Raw genomic sequence first — 20,611 nt, 5'->3', positions numbered from 1 at the left:
AGGAGCTATGGCCGAAAAACGTGAACCGCTATCAAGAATAAATTAATTATTTCAGGTGGTTACCATTTTTTCGGCAGCTATTTCCGATGAAACGGCATTTTCCTGTAATTTCCCTGTTGCAATCTCGGAAGCGTTGGTCCATATAGCGCCTGCCTGACGGAAACGAACGGTTTCCGGAACGACTGGCGCGAGCGGGTGTAGCTCAGGGGTAGAGCACAACCTTGCCAAGGTTGGGGTCGAGGGTTCGAATCCCTTCGCCCGCTCCAGTTTTTCGTTAAGTACAGGCAACAAAGTCCCGGCTTCGTCCGGGATTTTTGCTTTTTCAAGCGTATTTCCATCTGCGAAGATGCTATTGCTCACCAAAGCGGTTACCGCAAGGTCACTAGTCTGTAGATTTAGCTCGTAAACGACTCAGATTGTCATCGGTTACTCCTCGTCGTTAGTGCTCCCTCCCGCAGGTTTCTCAATCAACTCAATTGCTATTGAGAAGCCAAATTGCTCAATACGTTGGGCGGCTGCTTGGAGGCTAACTTTGCTGAAGAAAGGTATATCCAAGCTACCATCCGCATACGGCTTCCTCATGAGACCGTAGACAACCTTGAACTTCGTTCGATCAACACTCTCTCCGCTTTTAGGCAACTGTGTTGCGAAGCTTACTCCGAGATTCTTCACCTTTGCTCGAAGCGTCCTGCGAAATGTTGCATCACTCACGAAGGCTTCCGCGCTGACGAGTCCCTGCATCCATACGTGGCTGATTGGGCCCGAGGAGTCAGCATCCTTCAGATGAATGAACTCGCCATTCTTAGAAAGGAAGTCACACGGCTCCAAATTCCCGTAACGCACGCCTGAGGGATTGATTTTCTGCTGATCAAGTTTAAGTAAATCTGGTCGCTTCGCCTCGATATCCGCAATCAAGTCCCGTTCGTTGGCGCAATTTGTAGCTCCAATGATTTTGATCTTTTCGAGTGCATCAAAGTAGTCTTCTACTAGCTTCTTGAAGCGTTTCTCAACGAGATACCAATCACCAGCAAACAGCACGTAATGTTTTTCGTCATTTCCGACTCCGAGCGATGTTTCAAAAAAGAAACAATCATAGACTCGCCATCTTTCGCTGAAAGCATCCCCTGTATCCCCCTTGGCCTTGATACGATGATTGGCTTTCAGCTCCGAGAATTCGCCTTGAAAATTGCAGCGATTAAGTTCCGCTACGTAATCGCCAATTGAAAGACTGTGAAATGTCGTGCCGTGTGAGCCGAATCCGTTGTAATGCAGCTCACTCCCTTCGGTGTAGTTGACAATTTCAGGGGGGGCCATATGGAGCAGGGAGGACTGCCCTGCTCGTAGTTTTTCTAACGCCGCTTCAAGTTTATTATCAAGCGAATTGATCGTGTCCTTCTCGTTCACGATCCGCATATTGTCGACCCAAGCAAACTCCTTTAGGTAGTCGGATTTGTCGAACGTTTTGATTACTTCCGCACACTTATTCTGAAGCTCATCTACTTTAATTTCGCACGTGATTGATAAACTGTCTTTTCCCGCAACAAATCTCGCAAATGTTGGATCAGTTGGTGTGCCGCCTGCGACGCGCGCCAAGTCTCTCAGCATATCAACACCAAAGGCTTGCAGATCGCTATCCCGGCTCGCCTGTACACGTTTTTGAAATGTTACGGCATCAGGTGTCGCAAGATCAAGCGTGCGAAGCTGCCCCCTAGGAACAGTATTGAGAGTAACTTTTAGCCCGAACTGGCGCTCGAAAGCATCATCGTTGAGCGCTATATGTATGTGCCCGAAACAAACTGCAGCAATTCTGTCCCCGATGGGCAGAAAAACCACAGCCCCGCCCCCACCAGCGAAAATATCATCAGGTAGGTCAGCGCTCTGCGGCCCAAGAAAATCTAACCAAGACGGCGGCTTGGAATAAATCTGACCAATATACAGCGATGCGCCTTCTACACCATTCCAACGCCGACGCTCCAACGCACGATCACCTCCCTGGGCAAAAGTAGGTGTGAACGCATCGTTTACTGTTCGACGTTTGCGTAAAAGACGGATAGTGAGTGTGCGAACGCGCCTTTTTTCCCCTGCCATTTCAGCCCCCCAGCAAAATGTTAAAATTAGCCCAATATTAAGTATGCATATTCAAAAGGCAAATAACAGTGCCAGCAAGGCCATCGCTGTCCCCTACGTAACTAGATCAGGTATTTGTCTAAATGCACTCAGCATTGCGTCGGAAATTTTCGACAGGGTTGTCGGCTCATGCAAGAACCTCAACCGTGTTGATGCGAATCTATTGTCGGCAACCCTAATGCCATCAATCTAACATAACCTAGACCGATCGAACGACGGGTACGTTGCCCAATGTAATGATACAAAATTAATGCTCGTCGGCATTGGCGACCCGAATGATACGATGCGGGTCAGTTCCAATTGCTCGACTAATGATTATAAACTCTGCGATATCGAGCCTGCGCTCCCCTTGCTCAAACTTTGAGACAAACGTTTGGCGCTGGCCAATACGCTTTCCCAATTCAACCTGTGTTATGCCCGCGTCTTTTCGAGCCGCGATGAGCAACTCGATCAATCTCCGATAAAGGTCGGGCTGAAACGATGACAAATGGAACCGCCAGTTTGAAGAACCAGCGGATTACTTGAACCCGATTTTCGAATACCCCAAATCAGGGTATTTTGCCATACTCCAGTCTGGCGAATCGGGAGACGAAGTTGAAGCATCAATACGTTGGGGACATAAACGACTATCGGAAATACGCCTTGCTGCGGGCTTTGTCGGCGAACGGGGCGAACACGATAGGCATCTGCTGGATGCTCACTCCGGAAGACGGGCGCACAGACGGCAACAAACTTAGCTACTTGCAACAGCCGGATGGTTTCCGCCACTTCGATCCAGAGCTGTTTGACATTCTGGCGCATTCCGCTGGTGAACAAGACCGCCGCCGTTTACAGATGGTTGAAGACAGCGGCGCAATTCCACAGGCAACCTACTTCAACGAGCTACTGCCGGACGATATTTCTGGGCGACGGACATTCATGGAACGCTGCGCCGTCGTCCTTGGCCATACCGACCTTGTCTTTTTTGACCCAGACAATGGCTTGGAAGTGTCTATAGCAAAGGGGCGGAAAAATTCGTCCAAATACCTCTATCTGGACGAAGCCGCAGCATTCTACGAGACGGGCAAGTCGCTGCTGATTTATCAGCATTTTCCGCGTATCGAGCGCAAGGCATTTGTCGCCCAGCGCTCCGAACAGCTGCGCGCCATCGCACCGGGGTGTTCAATGTGGGCGTTCACGACGGCCCATGTCGTTTTCTTTTGCGTTCTGAACCCACACAGTTCTGACAAGTTGCGAACCGCAGTCGAAGCTGCGGCAGATCGTTGGGCCCCCCGCTTTATCAAAGCCGAATATCTGGGTGCCGGTAAAGGTAGATAATTGACGGCGAATTTTCGGCATGTTTTTTGAAAAGTTTTTTGTCTCAATGGCTTGGGAGTTAGTCTAATGCCTCTATGTTCCTTTTCACGGTCAGCCTTCGTTGTATCGACATTGGCTCTTGCTGCCTGTGCGCCTGTGGAAACCAAAAGCTCACTTGTCACGCCTGTCAGCGGCAGCGTTATGTCTGCGGGTCCCGGCGATACCGTACTGAAATTTCAATCGCGCCGCGCTCTGCCAAATGCGTTTGGAAAGGCAGACCTGTTCGGGCGGACTACGAACGCAGGTGGCACTACCGTGCGCTTTGTCGGCAGCCGGGGCGGTCAGGCTGTGTTTGAACGGACAGATATCGACATAACGAGCAATGCGACCACCATGTCAGAAACACCGATGGTACTTCCACAGACGACCCAAACCAACATCGACGGTTCGATTGGCACGACGTCCGTTTCAGGAACGGCGACGTCCACATCTTACCAGTTCGTTCCAGCACTTGGGTCATCGTCTTACGCCACAGCGTCTCGTCCCATCCAGTTCAGTCTTGGAAAAGGCCAGAGCGTCAAGATCGCCGGGAAAACACTGCGCGTAATTCGCGTAAGCGGAGCGTCGGTCGAATATCGCATCGAATAGCGGCTGCATACCTGGGTATGCCTTCGAAACCTTTCGCAAGGCAGACCGGGTCCCTTGTCACTGCCAAACAATCCTGTTGGCGGGGGAGATGCGAACACCTCGCCCCGGAAACTGAAGGTCCGTGCAGCCATGGGGCTGCACCGGCGACTGGTACGCCGCGCCACGGGAAGGCATACGCGAAACCAGCAGGCACCGGGCCAGCTACATACATAGCGGGCGGGCCGCAGCGCCCGTCCTCAGTCCGCTTCCCAGCGACGCAGACCAATGTGGCACGACTGCATCCATCGAATTTCAGCTAACAGTCTGAATTTACGTGAATAATTGTGCAGAAAATTCCTCTGTGTTTTCCTTTTAGGGAAGACACAGGAGAACAGAATGCACATCATGGTAAGAGACAAGCATAACGGCGCGGAAGAATGGATTCCCTTGGAACAGGCTGCCGAACTCATGGGCATCGCCGCTGACGAGATCGACTGGGCGCTGGAGGAATTTGGCGAATGCGAGTGCGATGACTACATCGCCCTCCAGCCGGAATAAATGGCGGTCGAGAACAATATGGACATTGATGAACGGGCGTCGGCAAAACCTACGCCCGTTCTGTTTTATCAGACGTAAGCGCGGTCCAGCGCTTCAATGGCAACATCGGCGTTGCGGACAGCCTGCGTATAATGGCCAAGCGTCACGGTTGGATTGGCGTGGCCTGCGATTTTCGCCACCAGTCCAACCTCAATCCCCTCCGCCTGCAAGGTGGAAATGAACGAGTGCCGCGCCGAATGTGGCGTCACATAGGGCACATTCAACTCCTTGAACGCTGGCACCCAGAACCGTTTCCGAAAATTCTGGTAGAGCAACGGCCCGCCGCCGCCAAGACGCGGTAACGGCCATGCCTGTAGCCTTCCCGGCCCCGGAAAGACGCGGTGCAATTCTCCTTTCCTCCGTGGGCATCGCACACGCCACGCCAGCAACATCTCGCGCAAGGTCGCGCTGATCGGGACGTCACGCGTTCCGGCTTCTGTCTTGGTCGTTTCCGTTAGTGAACCGTCACGCTCCTGAATGCGGCAGATGCGAACGACATTCTTCTCGAAATCGACATCGCTCCACAACAAGCCCAACTGCTCGGACGGACGCGTACCAGCAAGGAATGGAAAGGCGTAGTAGATACCGCATTCCGGGTCACGCTTGGCGGCGGCAATCACCTTGGCTATATGTTCCGGCGTGAGGATAACGCGCCGATGACGGGTTCGGGCGCGCACCAACCCAGTCGGCATCGATGGTGCGCGGACTAAAAAGTCTTCTTCCGCGAGAGCCAGAATGGATTTCAGATGGCTTTTGGCACGATTGGCGGTGTAGGTTCCGCACTGCTCTGCTACCGTCTTGTACCATGCGCGTATCATCGCGGTGGTCAGTTCGGTTAGCTTGACGTCGCCCAACAATTTCACGAATCGGGCATCTTTTGGCGGAACTCCATTCTCCGTGAATTTCGCTCGCTCCCATGGCGTTCCGATTAACAGTGGCCCCCGGATCGCACCGTTGACCACGACCTTGTAGCCCTGAAACGTCGAAGGCTTGACCTTCGTTTCGCGGTCTTCCAGCCAATGGTCGATGGCCCGAGACACAGTCGGCGCTGTCCGCTCGTCCACGTACCGTCCATCCATAACCTTGACCAACAACTCATTACGGAAAGCTTCGGCATCTTTTTTTCGATTGAAGGCGCGGCGGCGACGCTTGTTCAAGATCGGGTCTTTGAATTCACAATACCATTGCGGATATTCGGCCACCGATCCGTTGCGCAGTTTGCGACGGCGCGTGGCACTCGTAATCGAAATTCTGAAGTCTTTCATTTCCTTGCTCGCATTTGACAAAAATTGCGAGAAAAACACGGCGAAACTAGCGGCACAATTTACCGTCAGTTGTCTGGAAAAGCCCGGAAAAGGCTCGAATTGTAACCAGCCGTGTAACCTCTGCATGTTGCTGAACAGCGAGACCGCGAGACGACGCGGTCCTGAATGGATTCGATTCCTCCCTCACCGAGGTTGAAATCGCCGCTCAAGACCCTTGCAGAACTCTCACGACAACTGGCGGCTACAACTTGGAACATTAGCGACGCGGGACGGTGCAGCCCAGCAGCAGTGTTCCAGCAGCCCACGCGGACGGCCAGTCGCCCGGTACGCAGGATGGCTGCGGCGCTTCGGTATCCCGGCGCGCCGCAGCCAGATGTAGCTGGTGTGGGTGGTGTAGCTACCGGCGCACCCCTACGGTCCGCCAGCGGCAGTACAGTGTATGGATGCCGTACTGCCTTCCCCCTTGAGGGGGGCTGCATAGCTACACTAGCACCACCCGCCCCAAGAAGCTCAACGCAGCCTCTGAACCATGTCGTCCGGTTCGGGCGTGTGTTCAGTTTCCTCGACCCAAATGCGGATAGGCCTCGCTTTATTGGTTCGGGGAAGCATTTCCACATGCAAGCCGATTGCAGCCATGCCATGGGTCAGGCGCTGAAGCGCATTCGACAGATGGGCCGCATTCTTCGGAAGCTGCGGGTCGTACCGGTCCTGCTGGCCCTGCAGTTTTTCATGCAAGTCTCCCACTGTTCCTTCGTAAACGCGTTCCGGCCCGAGATTGTCGAGCAATTTGAACAGCGCGAGCACAAGGGGATGGTTGATCGTGTTTTCAATTGTCACCTCTTTCACACTGTCCTCAAGAGCGGCTAGGAATGTGCCTTCCGGCAAGCCAGTGGCAGGTTCAGCAGCTACAAGCCATTGTGCCGCGTCCGCCATTCTCACACTTGTCGGCGGTTCGACACTGCCAAACCGACGCAAGGCCACGCTGACAATGTCGAACAGTTCCGCCAAGACACCCGGCAATATTTCCTCAAAGCGCCTATTGATATCTCTTTCGGTTGAGCGTGCACCTGCGGGCATTGTCGGCAATTTAAGGGCGATAGCGCGATCCAGAAGATCGTGCTGGCTGGCGAACTCCCCGATACCGTTTATGATCGCCGGACGGGCGTTCTTGAACATGCGTTGTTCGTCGTCCGCGTAGAATTTGCGCGTGCTGAAACCACCACCTGTCAACATGGCACAGATCGCGTCAGACAAATCCCAACGAACTGAGGACGTATTGTCGTAAACAAGCATCCAAGTCATAGCGGCCTGAATCGCTAATGTGTGCTCGTCTTTCGGAAGACGGGATTTTTCCAGCGCGTTCGGATCGACAATCCGCTTTACCAATTCGCTGATTTTACTCTTTCCGCTACCATGGCCGCCACTCAAGAGCAGCACCATGTAAGGGTGAGCGGGTTTCAACGAAATCAATAGGAAGGCGAGAAGCAGAACCCAATTTTTGTCGTCGAGTTGCAGCAATCCTCGGAGGTCTGACAACCGTCCTCTGGACCCATCCGGCAGAACTTGTTCCACAAAGCCGGCAGGGCGGTGAAAGTAAACCGGAGCGTTTTTGACGAGTTCCCAACCTTCTGTCGATACTCTGACAGCAGTTCCGTCAGCTTTGCCGGGATCGTAGTAAATCTCATCCTCACTTCCGGCAATACGGACATTCACTTTGGACAGCGCACCTTCGTAATGGGCTTTGGCAGCCAACAAATCCAGCACCTCAGTCAGAGCATCGCGCCCCAACGTCTTTCCTGTTGCGCGATGAAAGCACAAACGCACCCAATTTTTTACAGCGTCAGAACGGATTGAATGACAGACAATTCCGCCCTGCTGGTTAGTAAATGCAACAAAGCCGATGCCTTCCGGTGTATGAAACAGCTCCATCGAGCTTGAACTAAGAATGAGGTTGGCTTGCTGCGCCACCGACAGTTTCTCCTCTTTGGTGTTCTTGCGTACTGGTGAGGCAAAGCCGTTTTTTACGCTATCGGACACCATGCCGGGAATTTCGTCCAGCGTGTTGCCGGAATAGTTTGCGGGCAAGAACCCGGCGACTATCGCGGATATCCAACCGCTATCCTGCGTGAAAGCAACAATCTCCCCCACGAAACGCAACGCCGCATCGTGGGTGCCGCTGCCGTTCAGAAGGGCAGCAGCGTTAGAGGAGTTCAGAGCGGTTTCAATCAATGAAATCGGGACCGTGTTCATTCCGACGCCTCCACAAGAGGAAGGTCAAGGTATTCCAACTCCAAAAGAGGCTGACCAACCCACCGGTAGGCTTGCCGCGCGTCAGGGTGTATTGTCGGCGGGAGCACGAGAAACCGATTGTCGCAGAGGATTTCTCCGACCTTGTGACCGTCCTCCCCTTTCACCTTCAAAGGCCGATACTTTCCATCCCCTTTCAACCGTACAAGATAAGCAACGCCTTTCGCACCGATCCGGCCACAAACCGGATTGCGAAGCAGCGCGGCAGCGGCGCGGATATAGTCATCCCGATCTATGTCCACCGCGGCCAATTTGCTGCCGTCGGGGAATGGTGAACCCAGAACAAGCCCAATCCCGCAAGTTCCGTGTTTCTTCAACCAGCCCTCCAATTCCCCGAGCTTTCGCTCGGGGTCCGGAACATTCCATTGCCGAAATGGAGGAGCTTTTGTGCCGGGACGAACCGGACGAGGCCAAAAGCCCGCGCTGCGATACAAAGGAGCTAATTCAGCGAAAATAGCATTAGGGACCGTCATCAGATGCTCCCCCCTTTAACCGAAACCACTAGCGTCCGTCCCGAAAGCCGAATTTCAACGGTCAGGGCGGGCAATCTGCAAACGCCTTGAGACAAGTTAAGGGTGAGCGGTTGAACACCGCCGCCGTAAACGGGGCGAACTAAATGTTCGACCGGGTCGTCGTAATTCGGAATGTCATAGGGTGCGCGTCTCATTCGACACCTCCTTCACGACAGGAGTCGATATAAGCCATCACCTCGGACAGCTTTACTAAGCGCCTAGAATTATACGGCGCATATGCCGGAATGCGCCCGGACTTAACGGCCCGCTGAATTTGCCAATACTTGGCTCCAAGCGAAGCTGCTGCCTCCTTTAAAGTAATCAAGCGGTCTTCTGGGACTGCTTTAGCTGCGGGACTATTGGAGGGCTGGTTCATGATACAGCTACCTTTCGGTGTTGAAAGGAGCGTAAGTGCGGCGATGTTTACTTAACACTGGCGCGCACACTTCCACTCCCGATTAATAATCGGATTGAAGTGTGGCTAGCCATAACGAGTAGCGTTAGGGTCTTGTCGCAGCAACTAGGATGCAGCCCGGTGTTGTGAGATGCCTAGAGACAATCAATCGTCGTCGGCACCGTGCGTCGTTGAAAATCGCCTAGTTCGTTTTCCACGCACGGTCTCCCCGTAGCTTGCTGGCGATAATAACTGATTCGCCACAAAGGACCAGAGAGCTAGGTAACGGTTGCTGCCAAAATACTGACAGTGGATTATGGGTCCGCGCGCCCGTGCCCGCGTAACTACCCATGGTGGAGGGCTCGGCAAATATATGGCGCGCTATGAGCGACTATGTATAGCGTATAAGAATATGTCCAACATCATTCCAAATTACCTGAATATAGACCGCATCGGTAAAAGCCTAAAACGGTATTTTGCTACGATTAAATATCTAAGAGAATTTGCTCCCACTCTTCGCCGACGGGTAGCGCCTCAACTACAAACCCAAGCAATGCCCCCACATCGGCGGAAACTCGCGTTAAATGGTGTACGGTATTTGCGCATCTCCAATTACTTGCTTGGCCAACTCTAACCCCACGCAAAACATCATCTATATACTGATCGCCCCGTGAGAATGCGCGGCCTGCAAACATCCCAGACGACGTTATGCGCATCGCTACCTTAGGCATTTCCGTTGCAAGTTTACCGTCCTTCCCTCCTCGAGAAACTAGCCATTTGTCAGGCGTACTGTACCGAAAATGAGCAATGGGAACGACGCCATTGACACTAGCAAAATTAAATTTCGCGCTATCAGCGGCAAAATCCCCAAACATCAAGTGACGCTTAATAATTGGATCAAGTTCCCAAGCCTCACGGTACGCCTTCCACTCGCCGCGCGCCAATATTGCTATATCGCCTGCGGGAGCCGGGTTCGTTTCAGGATAACTTGTTGCATGCCAAATTACCTGCAACCAATCCCCTATCGCTAAAACCCGTTCTAGTGTCGCCACCATAACTTCAGCAACTACGCTAGTATCTGAATAGTCAGTATTACCAAAATCCAGAACAAGCAACGTTTCTGACGGTTTTCTGACAAGAGAAAGCAGAACACGTTGTACACGTGTAGCCAGACCATCGTCTTCTATATCTTCTGATCTAAGTCTAAGTGCGAGTGGTGTTCTTGACCCCGCGAGAACAGCTAATAAGCCAGGCCGCATAAACTGCTCTATGTCGACAAGATCTGCTACCGGCCACGGATTTGCCGAATGGCTACGCGCCAATCGGAACAATTCAGGAAGCCAACCATGTGCGCTACCAACCTCAAGCTTTTCGAAGAGAAACTTTGGGTCCAAAAGTGAGGGACGCATCGGCCACGCTCGACCTAACCGACGTGCCGGAACGGCAACTAGTTCAGCCGGCATGAGATGACGACCGAGTTCCGCATCTTTTTCACTCGGAGGAGGAACTACGAAAAGTGGGAGGAGCCGGGACTTGATATCTGAGGCAAGCAGCGGCATTGCAGTGCTCTCGCCGTTTTTCAGACGCAGCACGGGAGAATAAACTTGAGTATCAAGGCTTTCCACTCTATACCTCCTAGGTCTCGAGAATATGCCGTCTGACTTGCCCTGTGCCCACCCGATCAGAGAACAAGCGGTAGTCGTTACGCTCCCTTCGAAGCCTTCCAAATACTATTGCTGGATGGATTCCAATCTGCTTCGCGAACTGCTCAACTGCTGCAGCTGAACGAGTAATTCTTATCGTAGACTGCCTCCAACGCTCGGGTGGGATCAACATAGATGAAGCGAATTGATCCGCCTCCCGCTCTAGTTCATCCATCCCGCCGTGATCCGTGTCATCATCAAAAAAACCAGAAGAAAGACCGCAGCTAAAATGTAAAAAAACATGACCAATTTCATGTAGTAGCGTATACCAGAAATTATCCACTCGATCATGGCGGATAGTCAAGCCAACAACAGGTGTCTTCCCACAAAGAAACGCTGCGCCATCTAGTTTAAGTCCTTGAATCTGAGGCTCAACGACAATTACGATACCATTTGAACGACAAAGTTGAATCGCTTTTGACGGACCGTCCTCATCAACACTTAGCCTGACCAACTTGGCCACCCAATCCAAGTTAACTTGCTCAAAGCTGCTATCGAGTTCTTTGCTTATTTGGTCCGCACGCTGAAGAACTCTCGCACGCCACGCTGCAAGCATAGCATCGTCTTTAAGATCGAGCGATTTTAGCCCGGTTCTTAACAAACCGGGACTTCCCAACTGAGCAGTGCTCTCCCCGATAAAATCGAGAATATTTTGACGGTCTATATCGTCATTAGCCGCAACGTTGAACCAATTTTGCTTCCGCGCATGGTCCACTATAACTCTAAGTTGTCGACCATCGATTTCCGTAGCGGGCGGCACCTTAAGCGCGGAAAGTGTAGCGCCTAATCCTTCAGTTACAGTCGCACCGATCTGTACGCCGAGTACAAGAGCAATACGGCGCAAAGATTGAAAACTGATAGATTTGTATCTTTCCGCTTCATACCGCTGAACTTGCTGCTCTCGCATGTTCAAACGCTCAGCTAGTTCCGCCTGCGATAAACCTCGGGCTATCCGCGCGATAATGAGCATTACACCGGGTTCGTGCTTCCATCTCGTCGCGGCTTCGGCGAAGCGCCCTTGCTTGATTGATTCGTAAGCTTCCAACATGCCTGCAGATGCACGCCGAGTGTCACGAAGTGCCCGACCATGCATTTCCCACACTTCGGCAGGAATTTCATACTTGTTGGGATCAGCCACGTCATGGGCCGAAAGCATCTCATCGATACGAGCTATAAACGCCCGAGTGCGACGAGCTTCACGTTCATTCAAGATAATTGGCGACTCAGACATACCCAAATTTAACACAACATTTTCGTTGGGTCCATTGCATTGACGGGAAACTAAACGATGACGCTAGCTAGCTCACCAAATCGGCAGACAGGCAGCTATTCATTGAACAATAGGTGAGTTGCCGATATGTCTCTAAAAACTGCGATTTGATTTTTGCTCAGTCGCGTTTCGGATTCTTATAGACTGGGGGAAACATGGCCGAACAAACGTTGCAGTCACTCTTGCGGAGCTACCGCGAAGCGGCACGTACTGAGCGCGACAAAGGTACATATTTTGAACGTTTCGCAATAGCCTACCTCACCCATGATCCGATCCAGCTCGAACAGTATGAGCAAGTTCAGACCTTCAAGGATTGGGCTGACGCCAATGGCTGGGATGCCCGCGACACCGGAATCGACCTTGTAGCGAAATTGCGTGACGAAGACGGCTTCGCCGCTATCCAGTGCAAGTTCTATGATGCGGCCTACCGCATCAGGAAAGAGGATATCGACAGCTTCATATCGGCGTCAGGCAAAGCCCCATTCAAGCGGCGTGTCATCATCGACAGTACCGAAAAAGCTTGGAGCGAGAACGCCGAAACCATGATCCGTGGGCAGGCCATCCCCGTCCTTCGGATCAACCTTTCAGAAATGCAAGAAAGCCCTATCCGTTGGGAAACCTTCGCCGCCAAGGGCGAAGTGGTGCTGGCGGACAAGAAGAAACTCCGCGAACATCAGCAGGACGCCTTGCGTGAGGTGCGCGCAGGACTGGCCGAAGCTGATCGCGGTAAGCTCATCATGGCCTGCGGAACAGGCAAGACCTTTACCAGCCTCAAGATCGCCGAAGACGTTGCTGGTGAGGGAAAGCTTGTCCTGTTCCTTGTGCCGTCCCTTGCTCTGATGTCGCAGACGGTACGCGAATGGACGGCGGACACAGGGACCCCGTTGCGATCCTTTGCTGTCTGTTCCGATACTCAGGTCGGTAAGCGTCGTCAGAGCAATGATGACATTGCCGAAATCGACGTGCTCGACCTTGCGTTTCCTGCCACGACTAACGCCGCCAAGCTTTCCGAAAGCGCGGGCAAGGCCGTGCCAGACAAGATGACAGTGGTGTTTGCGACGTACCAATCGATTCAGGTTGTCGCAGATGCTCAGCAGAAGCACGGCCTGCCGGAATTCGATCTGATCGTTTGCGACGAGGCACACCGCACCACAGGCGCAACTCTGGCGGGCGAGGACGAATCCAACTTCGTCAAAGTCCACTCCAACGACATTATTCGCGGCAAGAAGCGCCTTTATATGACGGCCACGCCGCGCATCTTCGGCGACAACGTGAAGAGCCGTGCCGATGAAGCCGACGCCGTTCTCGCTTCGATGGATGATGAGAAACTGTTCGGAAAGACGCTGTTCTATCGCGGCTTCTCATGGGCGGTGCAGAATAACCTTTTGACCGACTACAAGGTTGTCGTGCTGGCGATGGACGAGGGGCTTGTCAGTTCGGCGATCCAGAAGCGCCTTGGTGACGGCAGTTCAGAACTTGTCCTTGATGATGCGACCAAGATCATCGGCTGCTATAAAGCCCTGACCAAAGCCGACATGAAAGCTGATGTCGCCGCCGATCCGCATCCCATGCGCCGCGCCTTGGCGTTCTGCAAAGACATCCGCAGTTCCAAGCTGATCCGTGACGAGTTCGGCACGGTTGTCGATGAATATCTTGACTACACCGACGAAGACGACGCTGAAAACAGGCTGTCCCTTCGGTGCGAGATCGAACACGTTGACGGCACGTTCAATGCAAAAACCCGTGGTGCTTTGCTCGATTGGCTGAAAGCCGATGCCGGCGACGATATCTGCCGTATCCTCACCAATGCGCGCTGCCTGTCCGAAGGCGTGGACGTTCCGGCACTCGACGCCATCATGTTCCTGCATCCGCGCAAGAGTCAGATTGATGTTGTTCAATCGGTCGGGCGCGTGATGCGCCGCGCCGAAGGCAAGAAGATGGGCTATGTCATCCTGCCCGTCGGTGTTCCCGCAGGCGTTCCGCCGGAACAGGCGTTGAACGACAACGAGAAGTATCGCGTTGTCTGGCAAATCCTCAATGCCTTGCGCGCCCATGATGATCGGTTCGATGCGACGATCAACAAGGCATCGCTGGGGCAGGATGTCAGCAATGCGATAGAGATCATCGGCGTCACCCAGAATGCCGAATTGCAGGCCGTCACTGCCGTTGTGGAGGACCTGCCTACGCGCTCGAAACCCGAGAGGTCGGGTATCGGCACACCGGGGCGTGATCCGATCATCACCGATGAGGTGCAGGGTGAATTTGCTTTCTCCGTTGATGAATTCTCCCGGGCCATCATGGCGAAGATCGTCAAGAAATGCGGCACCCGTGATTATTGGGAAGATTGGTCGACCAACATCGCCGAAATCGCCAAGAACCATATCAGCCGTCTGAAAGGAATCCTTGCCGATCCGGACGCCGAAGCCTGCCGTGCCTTCGATGAATTCCACGGCGAGTTGAAAGACGACCTAAACGACAGCATCACCGAAGACGATGCCGTCGAGATGCTGGCGCAGCACATCATCACCCGTCCGGTGTTCGAGGTGCTGTTTGAAGGCTACCAGTTCACCAGCGAAAACCCCGTCTCTCGCGCCATGCAACGTGTTCTGGACGTTCTGGACGAAGCCAATCTCGACAAGGAATCCAAAGACCTTGAGAACTTCTATGCCAGTGTGCGGATGCGAGCGTCGGGCATCACCGATCCGCAGGCCAAGCAGCGGCTCATTGTCGAGCTTTACGACAAATTCTTCCGCAAAGCCTTCCCGCGCACGACGGAAAAATTGGGCATTGTCTATACGCCCGTCGAGATCGTGGACTTCATCCTTCATTCGGTGAATGAGGCGTTGCAGCAGGAATTCGGGCAAACGCTAGGCTCCGAAGGCGTCCACATTATCGACCCGTTTACCGGCACCGGAACTTTCATCACGCGCTTGCTACAATCCGGCCTCATTGCTCCAGAAGAAATGGAACGCAAGTTCCGGCATGAAATTCATGCCAATGAGATTGTTTTGCTAGCCTACTATATTGCGGCTATCAACATCGAAGCCGTTTATCACGGTATCATCGGTGGAGATTATGTCCCTTTTGAAGGCATCTGTCTTACAGACACATTTCAACTATACGAGCAGAAAAAAGACCTCATCAGCGATTTGATGCTGGATAACAGTACGCGCCGGTCACGCCAAAAAGAGCTGGATATTCGCGTCATTGTCGGAAATCCGCCCTATTCCGTGGGGCAGAAGAACGAAAACGACAATGCGGATAATATCACCTATCCCAAATTGGATAACCGTATCCGCAAGACCTATGCGGCGAAATCTAAAGCCACTTTGGCTAAGGGGCTCTATGACAGCTATATCCGCGCCATGCGATGGGCGAGCGACCGCATCGGCGATGCCGGGGTTATCGGCTTTGTTTCCGGGTCTGGCTACGCTGAAAAGCCTGCAATGGATGGCTTGAGGAAAAGCCTTGCAGACGAATTTTCGAGCATTTATGTGCTTAATTTGCGGGGTGATATTCGCAAAAATATGTTGAGCAAAGGGCGCGCTCAAGAAGGTCAGAATGTTTTTGGCAGCGGAAGCATGACGGGTATTGCCGTGACGCTGTTCATCAAGAACCCCAATGCTGCCGAGCGGGGGAAAATCTACTATCACAATATTGGGGATGATCTAACCACAGCAGCAAAGCTTTCCAGGGTTTCAAGTTTCGGGAGCGTCGGCGCGATCACGAGAGATCAGGGTTGGCAGACGATAACGCCGGACGACCATGGCGATTGGCTCAATCAGCGTGATGATGGTTTCCAGAAATTTTTGGCCTTGGGTGACAAGAAGGGCGGCGGCGCGAAGCTGTTTGAAAACTTTTCGCTCGGCGTTGCTACCAACCGTGACGCTTGGACTTATAACTCTAGTCGCGAAGCCGTTACGACTAATATGAGCGCCATGATTGGCTTTTATAATCGCGAGTTGGAACGATTCAATGTCGCCCATCCGCATGCCGACCGTAAGGCGCGAGGGGAAGCAGTGGACGGCTTTATCAATACCGATTCCGACAAGATCAGTTGGACGCATAACGTCAAACAGGAGCTGGCAAAAGGAAGACTGCTTGCCTTTGACGAGACCTGCTTAACCTCAGGGCTCTACCGTCCGTTCACGCGACAATGGCTCTATTACAGCCGCACTTTCAACGAGAGAGTCTACCAAATGCCGCGCATTTTCCCGATGGGAGATGCGGCAGCAGAAAACAGGGTGATTCAGGTGGCAGGGATCGGCGCAAGAAGCGGCTTTTCCGTCAATATGACCACGTGCTTGCCTGACCTTCAAGCCATGGATAACGGCCAATGCTTCCCCCGCTATCTCTACAATGATGCTGCGCCATCCGCCGATGACGATAACCCGCAGGCCGACTTTCTGGCAGGCGAACCCGCGTCCAGCGGATGGCGTGATGCCATTGCCGATGAAGGACTTGCGCATTTTGAGACCGCTTATCCCGGTGAGGTCATCACCAAAGATGACCTGTTCCACTATGTTTACGGACTGTTGCATTCAGAGGATTACCGCACTCGCTACGCCGATAACCTGTCCAAACAGTTGCCGCGTATTCCAGCGGTCAAAAAACCTACGGACTTTTGGGCATTTGTGGCTGCTGGCCGCGCGCTTGGCGATCTCCATGTCGGTTACGAAAGCGTGGAGCCGTATCCGGTCACTTTCAAACAGGGTGATTTGCGGCTTGCCAACATCCCTAACCCAGAAGCGTTCTACCGCGTCACGAAGATGAAATTCGGTGGCAGCGGAAAAGCAAAGGACAAATCCGTCGTCATCTACAATGCCAATATCACCATGCAGGATATCCCACTTGAGGCATATGAATATATCGTCAACGGTAAGCCTGCCCTTGAATGGGTGATGGAGCGTCAGGTCGTGAAGACGGATAAGGCTAGCGGTATTGTCAACGACGCCAATCGCTATGCCATCGAAACCGTCGGAAATCCAGCTTATCCGCTGGAACTTTTCCAGCGTGTCATCACAGTTAGCTTAGAGACAATGAAAATTGTGCGATTGCTGCCACCACTGGACATTTAGATTTCACCTAAAGGTTTCCGTGTAGGGGCGGATCGAAATATAGCGATACCGAATCAAATCGATACGAGTACTTGGCTCTGCCGGACATCCGGCAAGCTACGTATGGAATTACTAATCAAAAGAGAATAGAGAATTGCCGGGGCTAAATGACGCTAGCGATTGCAGAGGCCGAAGCGATCTTATCATTACGGCTTGGGGAGCCTGTCAAACCACCTACTAACTACATAGCTGGATTCAGAACACCGTCGGGCAAGGTGCTTGCCGTTCATCGTGAAGCAAATGAGACACGCCTCTGGTTTCAGCCACCTGCTCCACCCAAGATCGATGGTGTCCGTCTCATGGACAATGTTTCGAACGGAAACTCGAATATCAACGGTCCTCTTTTACCGCTTCGGGCACCGACAACGTTGCGTATTGAAGTGGTTGGTCCCGCCGCTTTGAACGAGTTCCTCGATTGGTATATAGGCTACACATGTGCGAACGGCTCGATTACCCGGGCTGCCACTATCGATCCGCGTGCTTTCCAAGACGCATTCAAGCGTTTCCAGAAGCTAGTCATGCTAAAATCCGGGCACACCTTCGCCGGTTTTGATGAGGGAATCGCCGCTGCATGGGAAAACTACAAGCCACGCTTGCGCGACCAAGCGCTTAAGCTGCTTTGCATCGAGGAGTGGTCAGAATCATATATTGGTTCCGGTGCGATCCTGAAACATTTGATCGATGCGATTGAGATTCAGGATAGCCGAAGTAACCTCACCAATAATCTTGTATTCTGGCAAAATCGTTTCGGCCATGCCAACCGAGATCACCGCGCGTTGCTGGATGCGACATCGAACCCGAAAACGTGTCGTGAGCTCGAGGGCTTGTTTTATGAGCTCTTTCGCAACCATGCGGATGAGGGCGAATTATTCGAGCGATTAAACGAATTGACGGGTGGCAGGTATCCGCTTCTCGCGTATATCTATTTTCTAAAGGATATGGATCGGTTCATGCCAATCCAACCTACTGGGTTCGACCGAGCCTTCCGCGCGCTCCACATTGACTTCTCAACCCTACGGCAGTGCAGTTGGGAGAATTATTCGACCTACAATCAAACTCTCGGCGCATTGCAACCTCTCATCGAGAGGACTGCCGGTCTGAATAATGTCCGGCTTGTTGATGCCCATTCATTCTGCTGGATTTTCACAACATTGCTGAAACAGGAGAAGGCAACCTCGATCACGCAGGCAAGACGCGGCAAAGACGAGGGCCGTGTCTTCAGTGGGCGTGAGAAATCCATCATCGCCATGCGCCTTTCAGTCGAGAACACGGTAAAGAATGCAAACGGACAGATTGTCCAGCGAGTTTTAAAGAATAAGGAACAGCTAATGACCACGATCGAATTGGAGAAGCTGATTGCTTCCCTACTCGATCTTCAAGACAATCGTTGCGCCCTAACCGGCATCCCCTTCCACTTTCACAGCGCCGAAGCCGATAAAAACCTTTTGCCGTCACTCGACCGTATCGACAGTGCAGGACACTACGAGGCGGGCAATCTCCAAGTGGTCTGTCAGTTCATCAATTTTTGGAAGAGCGACAGTGATAATGCCGAGTTTCAGAGGCTTCTCATGCTGGTTCGCGGCATGGACGATCACGCCTGAACTATGCTCCAAATCTGGCTGGACAATATTGCGGTCACCACGTGGTCACCGTCTCGCCGCTTCGCCGCAGTTCGTATTAGTTTATTTCCGTACCATTCCGTCCGAAATCCGACACCCGGACGAATCAAGAAAGAACAGCCTCACTTGCGCACTGGAATGAAATCCGTAACATTCGCTTCTAATACTTTAACGGTGTAATTTCTTGCTTGCCAAGGTTGGGGTCGAGGGTTCGAATCCCTTCGCCCGCTCCAGTTTTCCGTTAAGTACAGGCAACAAAATCCCGGCTTTGTCCGGGATTTTTGCTTTTCAGGACCATAAAGCCCTGGAGTGCCCCCCTTTTCGCGAAATCTTGTTTCCATTGACCAACGCGCCATAGCAGCATCGGGCGACAGGTGGAATCTATCTGGCCTGCATATTTCCAAGCGCCCCGCACCCGCAGCACATCACAAGGCTCAAGGGATGAAAAACATGCACGCAGCCTTTATCGTGATGAAATTCTACTCCATTGCCTGTTTTTTGAGCAGATGCTCTTTCCATCCCGGTTCCAAAGCCCGCCTGCGTTCTTTCTAACATCGAGATCGCCGTGAAAAAGTGTGGAATTCCAAAACTGGCACGATCCTTGCTTCTATTAAATCGAACACCGAGCCGCGCGACACCGCATGACTTGTGGTGAACGATCAACCGAGGATGACAGAGAGACTAGCGATGACCAAGTACAAGCTCGAATACATTTGGCTCGATGGATGCAAGCCAGCTGCGAACCTGCGTGGCAAGACGCAGATCAAGGAATTCGATGCTTTCCCGACACTTGAGCAGCTGCCGCTCTGGGGCTTCGACGGCTCATCGACGATGCAGGCCGAAGGCCGCAGCTCCGATTGCGTATTGAAGCCGGTCGCGATCTATCCCGATCCCGCGCGCAAGAACGGCGTTCTCGTGATGTGCGAAGTCATGCTGCCGGATGGCGTCACCCCGCATCCGTCCAACAGCCGCGCAACCGTCCTTGAAGACGACGATGCGTGGTTCGGTTTCGAGCAGGAATACTTCTTCTACAAGGATGGCCGTCCGCTCGGCTTCCCGGAACAGGGTTTCCCTGCCCCGCAGGGTCCATATTACACCGGCGTCGGCTACAAGAATGTCGGCTCCATCGCCCGCAGGATCGTCGAGGAACATCTTGATCTCTGTCTCAATGCCGGCATCAATCATGAAGGCATCAACGCGGAAGTGGCCAAGGGCCAGTGGGAATTCCAGATTTTCGGCAAGGGTTCCAAGAACGCCGCCGACCAGATCTGGATCGCCCGCTATCTCCTGCTTCGTCTCTGCGAGCAGTACGAAATCGATATTGAATTCCACTGCAAGCCGCTCGGTGACACCGATTGGAACGGCTCGGGCATGCATTGCAACTTCTCGACCAAATATATGCGCGAAGTGGGCGGCAAGGACTATTTCGAAGCGCTCATGGCGCAATTCGACAAGAACCTGCAGGACCATATCGACGTTTACGGCCCGGACAACCACATGCGCCTGACCGGCAAGCATGAAACCGCACCGTGGAACAAGTTCTCCTACGGCGTTGCCGACCGCGGCGCTTCGATCCGCGTTCCACATGCATTCGTCAGGGATGGCTATCGCGGTTATCTGGAAGATCGCCGCCCGAACTCGCAGGGCTGCCCGTACCAGATTGCTTCGCAGGTTCTGAAGACCATTTCCGAAGTCCCGACCTCGGAAGACGAAGCACTCGCTGCCTGATTTTTAACAAAACGGCCTGCCGAAACCTCCAGGCAGGCCGTTCGGCTTT

At 52.9% G+C, this 20,611-nt stretch carries 14 protein-coding genes and 1 tRNA gene; 7 read left to right on the top strand and 8 right to left on the bottom strand.

Annotation, left to right across the window (positions count from 1 at the left end):
* Positions 1 to 191 precede the first annotated feature (191 nt).
* A tRNA-Gly gene (locus AVM02_RS01930) sits at positions 192 to 266 on the top strand.
* A gap of 160 nt (positions 267 to 426) precedes the next feature.
* On the opposite strand, the gene AVM02_RS01925 is transcribed toward AVM02_RS01930, so the two are convergent.
* Both AVM02_RS01925 and AVM02_RS01920 read right to left on the bottom strand, forming a co-directional pair.
* Entirely contained in the window at positions 427 to 2,088 is a 1,662-nt protein-coding gene (locus AVM02_RS01925) for a TIGR04141 family sporadically distributed protein (RefSeq protein WP_411505337.1), read from the bottom strand.
* A gap of 286 nt (positions 2,089 to 2,374) precedes the next feature.
* On the bottom strand, positions 2,375 to 2,572 hold the full coding sequence (locus AVM02_RS01920) for a helix-turn-helix domain-containing protein (protein ID WP_411505445.1): 198 nt from the start codon (positions 2,570 to 2,572) through the stop codon (positions 2,375 to 2,377).
* 149 nt (positions 2,573 to 2,721) lie between these two features.
* Between AVM02_RS01920 and AVM02_RS01915 the strand changes: the two genes are divergently transcribed.
* The 3 genes from AVM02_RS01915 to AVM02_RS01905 all read left to right on the top strand — a co-directional run bounded on the left by AVM02_RS01915 (position 2,722) and on the right by AVM02_RS01905 (position 4,608).
* Positions 2,722 to 3,444, top strand: a complete 723-nt coding sequence (locus AVM02_RS01915; protein ID WP_411505336.1) for a hypothetical protein — start codon at positions 2,722 to 2,724, stop codon at positions 3,442 to 3,444.
* 180 nt (positions 3,445 to 3,624) lie between these two features.
* Entirely contained in the window at positions 3,625 to 4,071 is a 447-nt protein-coding gene (locus AVM02_RS01910) for a hypothetical protein (protein ID WP_411505335.1), read from the top strand.
* Between the two features lie 375 nt (positions 4,072 to 4,446).
* A complete protein-coding gene (locus tag AVM02_RS01905; protein WP_411505334.1) occupies positions 4,447 to 4,608 on the top strand; it encodes a hypothetical protein in 162 nt (53 codons plus the stop codon).
* A 68-nt stretch (positions 4,609 to 4,676) separates the two neighbouring features.
* On the opposite strand, the gene AVM02_RS01900 is transcribed toward AVM02_RS01905, so the two are convergent.
* The 6 genes from AVM02_RS01900 to AVM02_RS01875 all read right to left on the bottom strand — a co-directional run bounded on the left by AVM02_RS01900 (position 4,677) and on the right by AVM02_RS01875 (position 12,038).
* Positions 4,677 to 6,038 (bottom strand): tyrosine-type recombinase/integrase, encoded by a 1,362-nt coding sequence (locus tag AVM02_RS01900; protein ID WP_411505333.1) that lies wholly within the window; start codon positions 6,036 to 6,038, stop codon positions 4,677 to 4,679.
* A gap of 384 nt (positions 6,039 to 6,422) precedes the next feature.
* Positions 6,423 to 8,162, bottom strand: a complete 1,740-nt coding sequence (locus tag AVM02_RS01895) for a hypothetical protein (protein WP_411505332.1) — start codon at positions 8,160 to 8,162, stop codon at positions 6,423 to 6,425.
* The gene (locus AVM02_RS01890; protein WP_411505331.1) at positions 8,159 to 8,692 is read right to left on the bottom strand and encodes a bifunctional DNA primase/polymerase; all 534 of its coding nucleotides are present in this window, start codon (positions 8,690 to 8,692) and stop codon (positions 8,159 to 8,161) included. The genes AVM02_RS01895 and AVM02_RS01890 overlap by 4 nt, the downstream gene beginning before the upstream one ends.
* 190 nt (positions 8,693 to 8,882) lie before the next feature.
* Positions 8,883 to 9,107 (bottom strand): helix-turn-helix transcriptional regulator, encoded by a 225-nt coding sequence (locus tag AVM02_RS01885; RefSeq protein ID WP_411505330.1) that lies wholly within the window; start codon positions 9,105 to 9,107, stop codon positions 8,883 to 8,885.
* 503 nt (positions 9,108 to 9,610) lie between these two features.
* A complete protein-coding gene (locus tag AVM02_RS01880; protein WP_411505329.1) occupies positions 9,611 to 10,750 on the bottom strand; it encodes a beta family protein in 1,140 nt (379 codons plus the stop codon).
* 10 nt (positions 10,751 to 10,760) lie between these two features.
* The gene (locus tag AVM02_RS01875; protein WP_411505328.1) at positions 10,761 to 12,038 is read right to left on the bottom strand and encodes an XRE family transcriptional regulator; all 1,278 of its coding nucleotides are present in this window, start codon (positions 12,036 to 12,038) and stop codon (positions 10,761 to 10,763) included.
* Positions 12,039 to 12,253: 215 nt separating this feature from the next.
* Between AVM02_RS01875 and AVM02_RS01870 the strand changes: the two genes are divergently transcribed.
* The 3 genes from AVM02_RS01870 (at position 12,254) to AVM02_RS01860 (ending at position 20,562) form a co-directional block, all read left to right on the top strand.
* A complete protein-coding gene (locus AVM02_RS01870; protein WP_411505327.1) occupies positions 12,254 to 17,176 on the top strand; it encodes a DEAD/DEAH box helicase in 4,923 nt (1,640 codons plus the stop codon).
* Positions 17,177 to 17,322: 146 nt separating this feature from the next.
* Positions 17,323 to 18,816: a hypothetical protein gene (locus AVM02_RS01865; protein ID WP_411505326.1), complete on the top strand. Its 1,494-nt coding sequence runs from the start codon at positions 17,323 to 17,325 to the stop codon at positions 18,814 to 18,816.
* A 705-nt stretch (positions 18,817 to 19,521) separates the two neighbouring features.
* A complete protein-coding gene (locus AVM02_RS01860) occupies positions 19,522 to 20,562 on the top strand; it encodes a glutamine synthetase beta-grasp domain-containing protein (protein ID WP_411505325.1) in 1,041 nt (346 codons plus the stop codon).
* Positions 20,563 to 20,611 lie beyond the last annotated feature (49 nt).

The sequence above is a fragment of the Brucella anthropi genome, assembly GCF_046630315.1.
In the GTDB taxonomy this organism is placed as follows: domain Bacteria; phylum Pseudomonadota; class Alphaproteobacteria; order Rhizobiales; family Rhizobiaceae; genus Brucella; species Brucella anthropi_A.
Note: the sequence above shows the minus strand (reverse complement) of the source record. Positions and strands in the feature narration are given on the sequence as shown.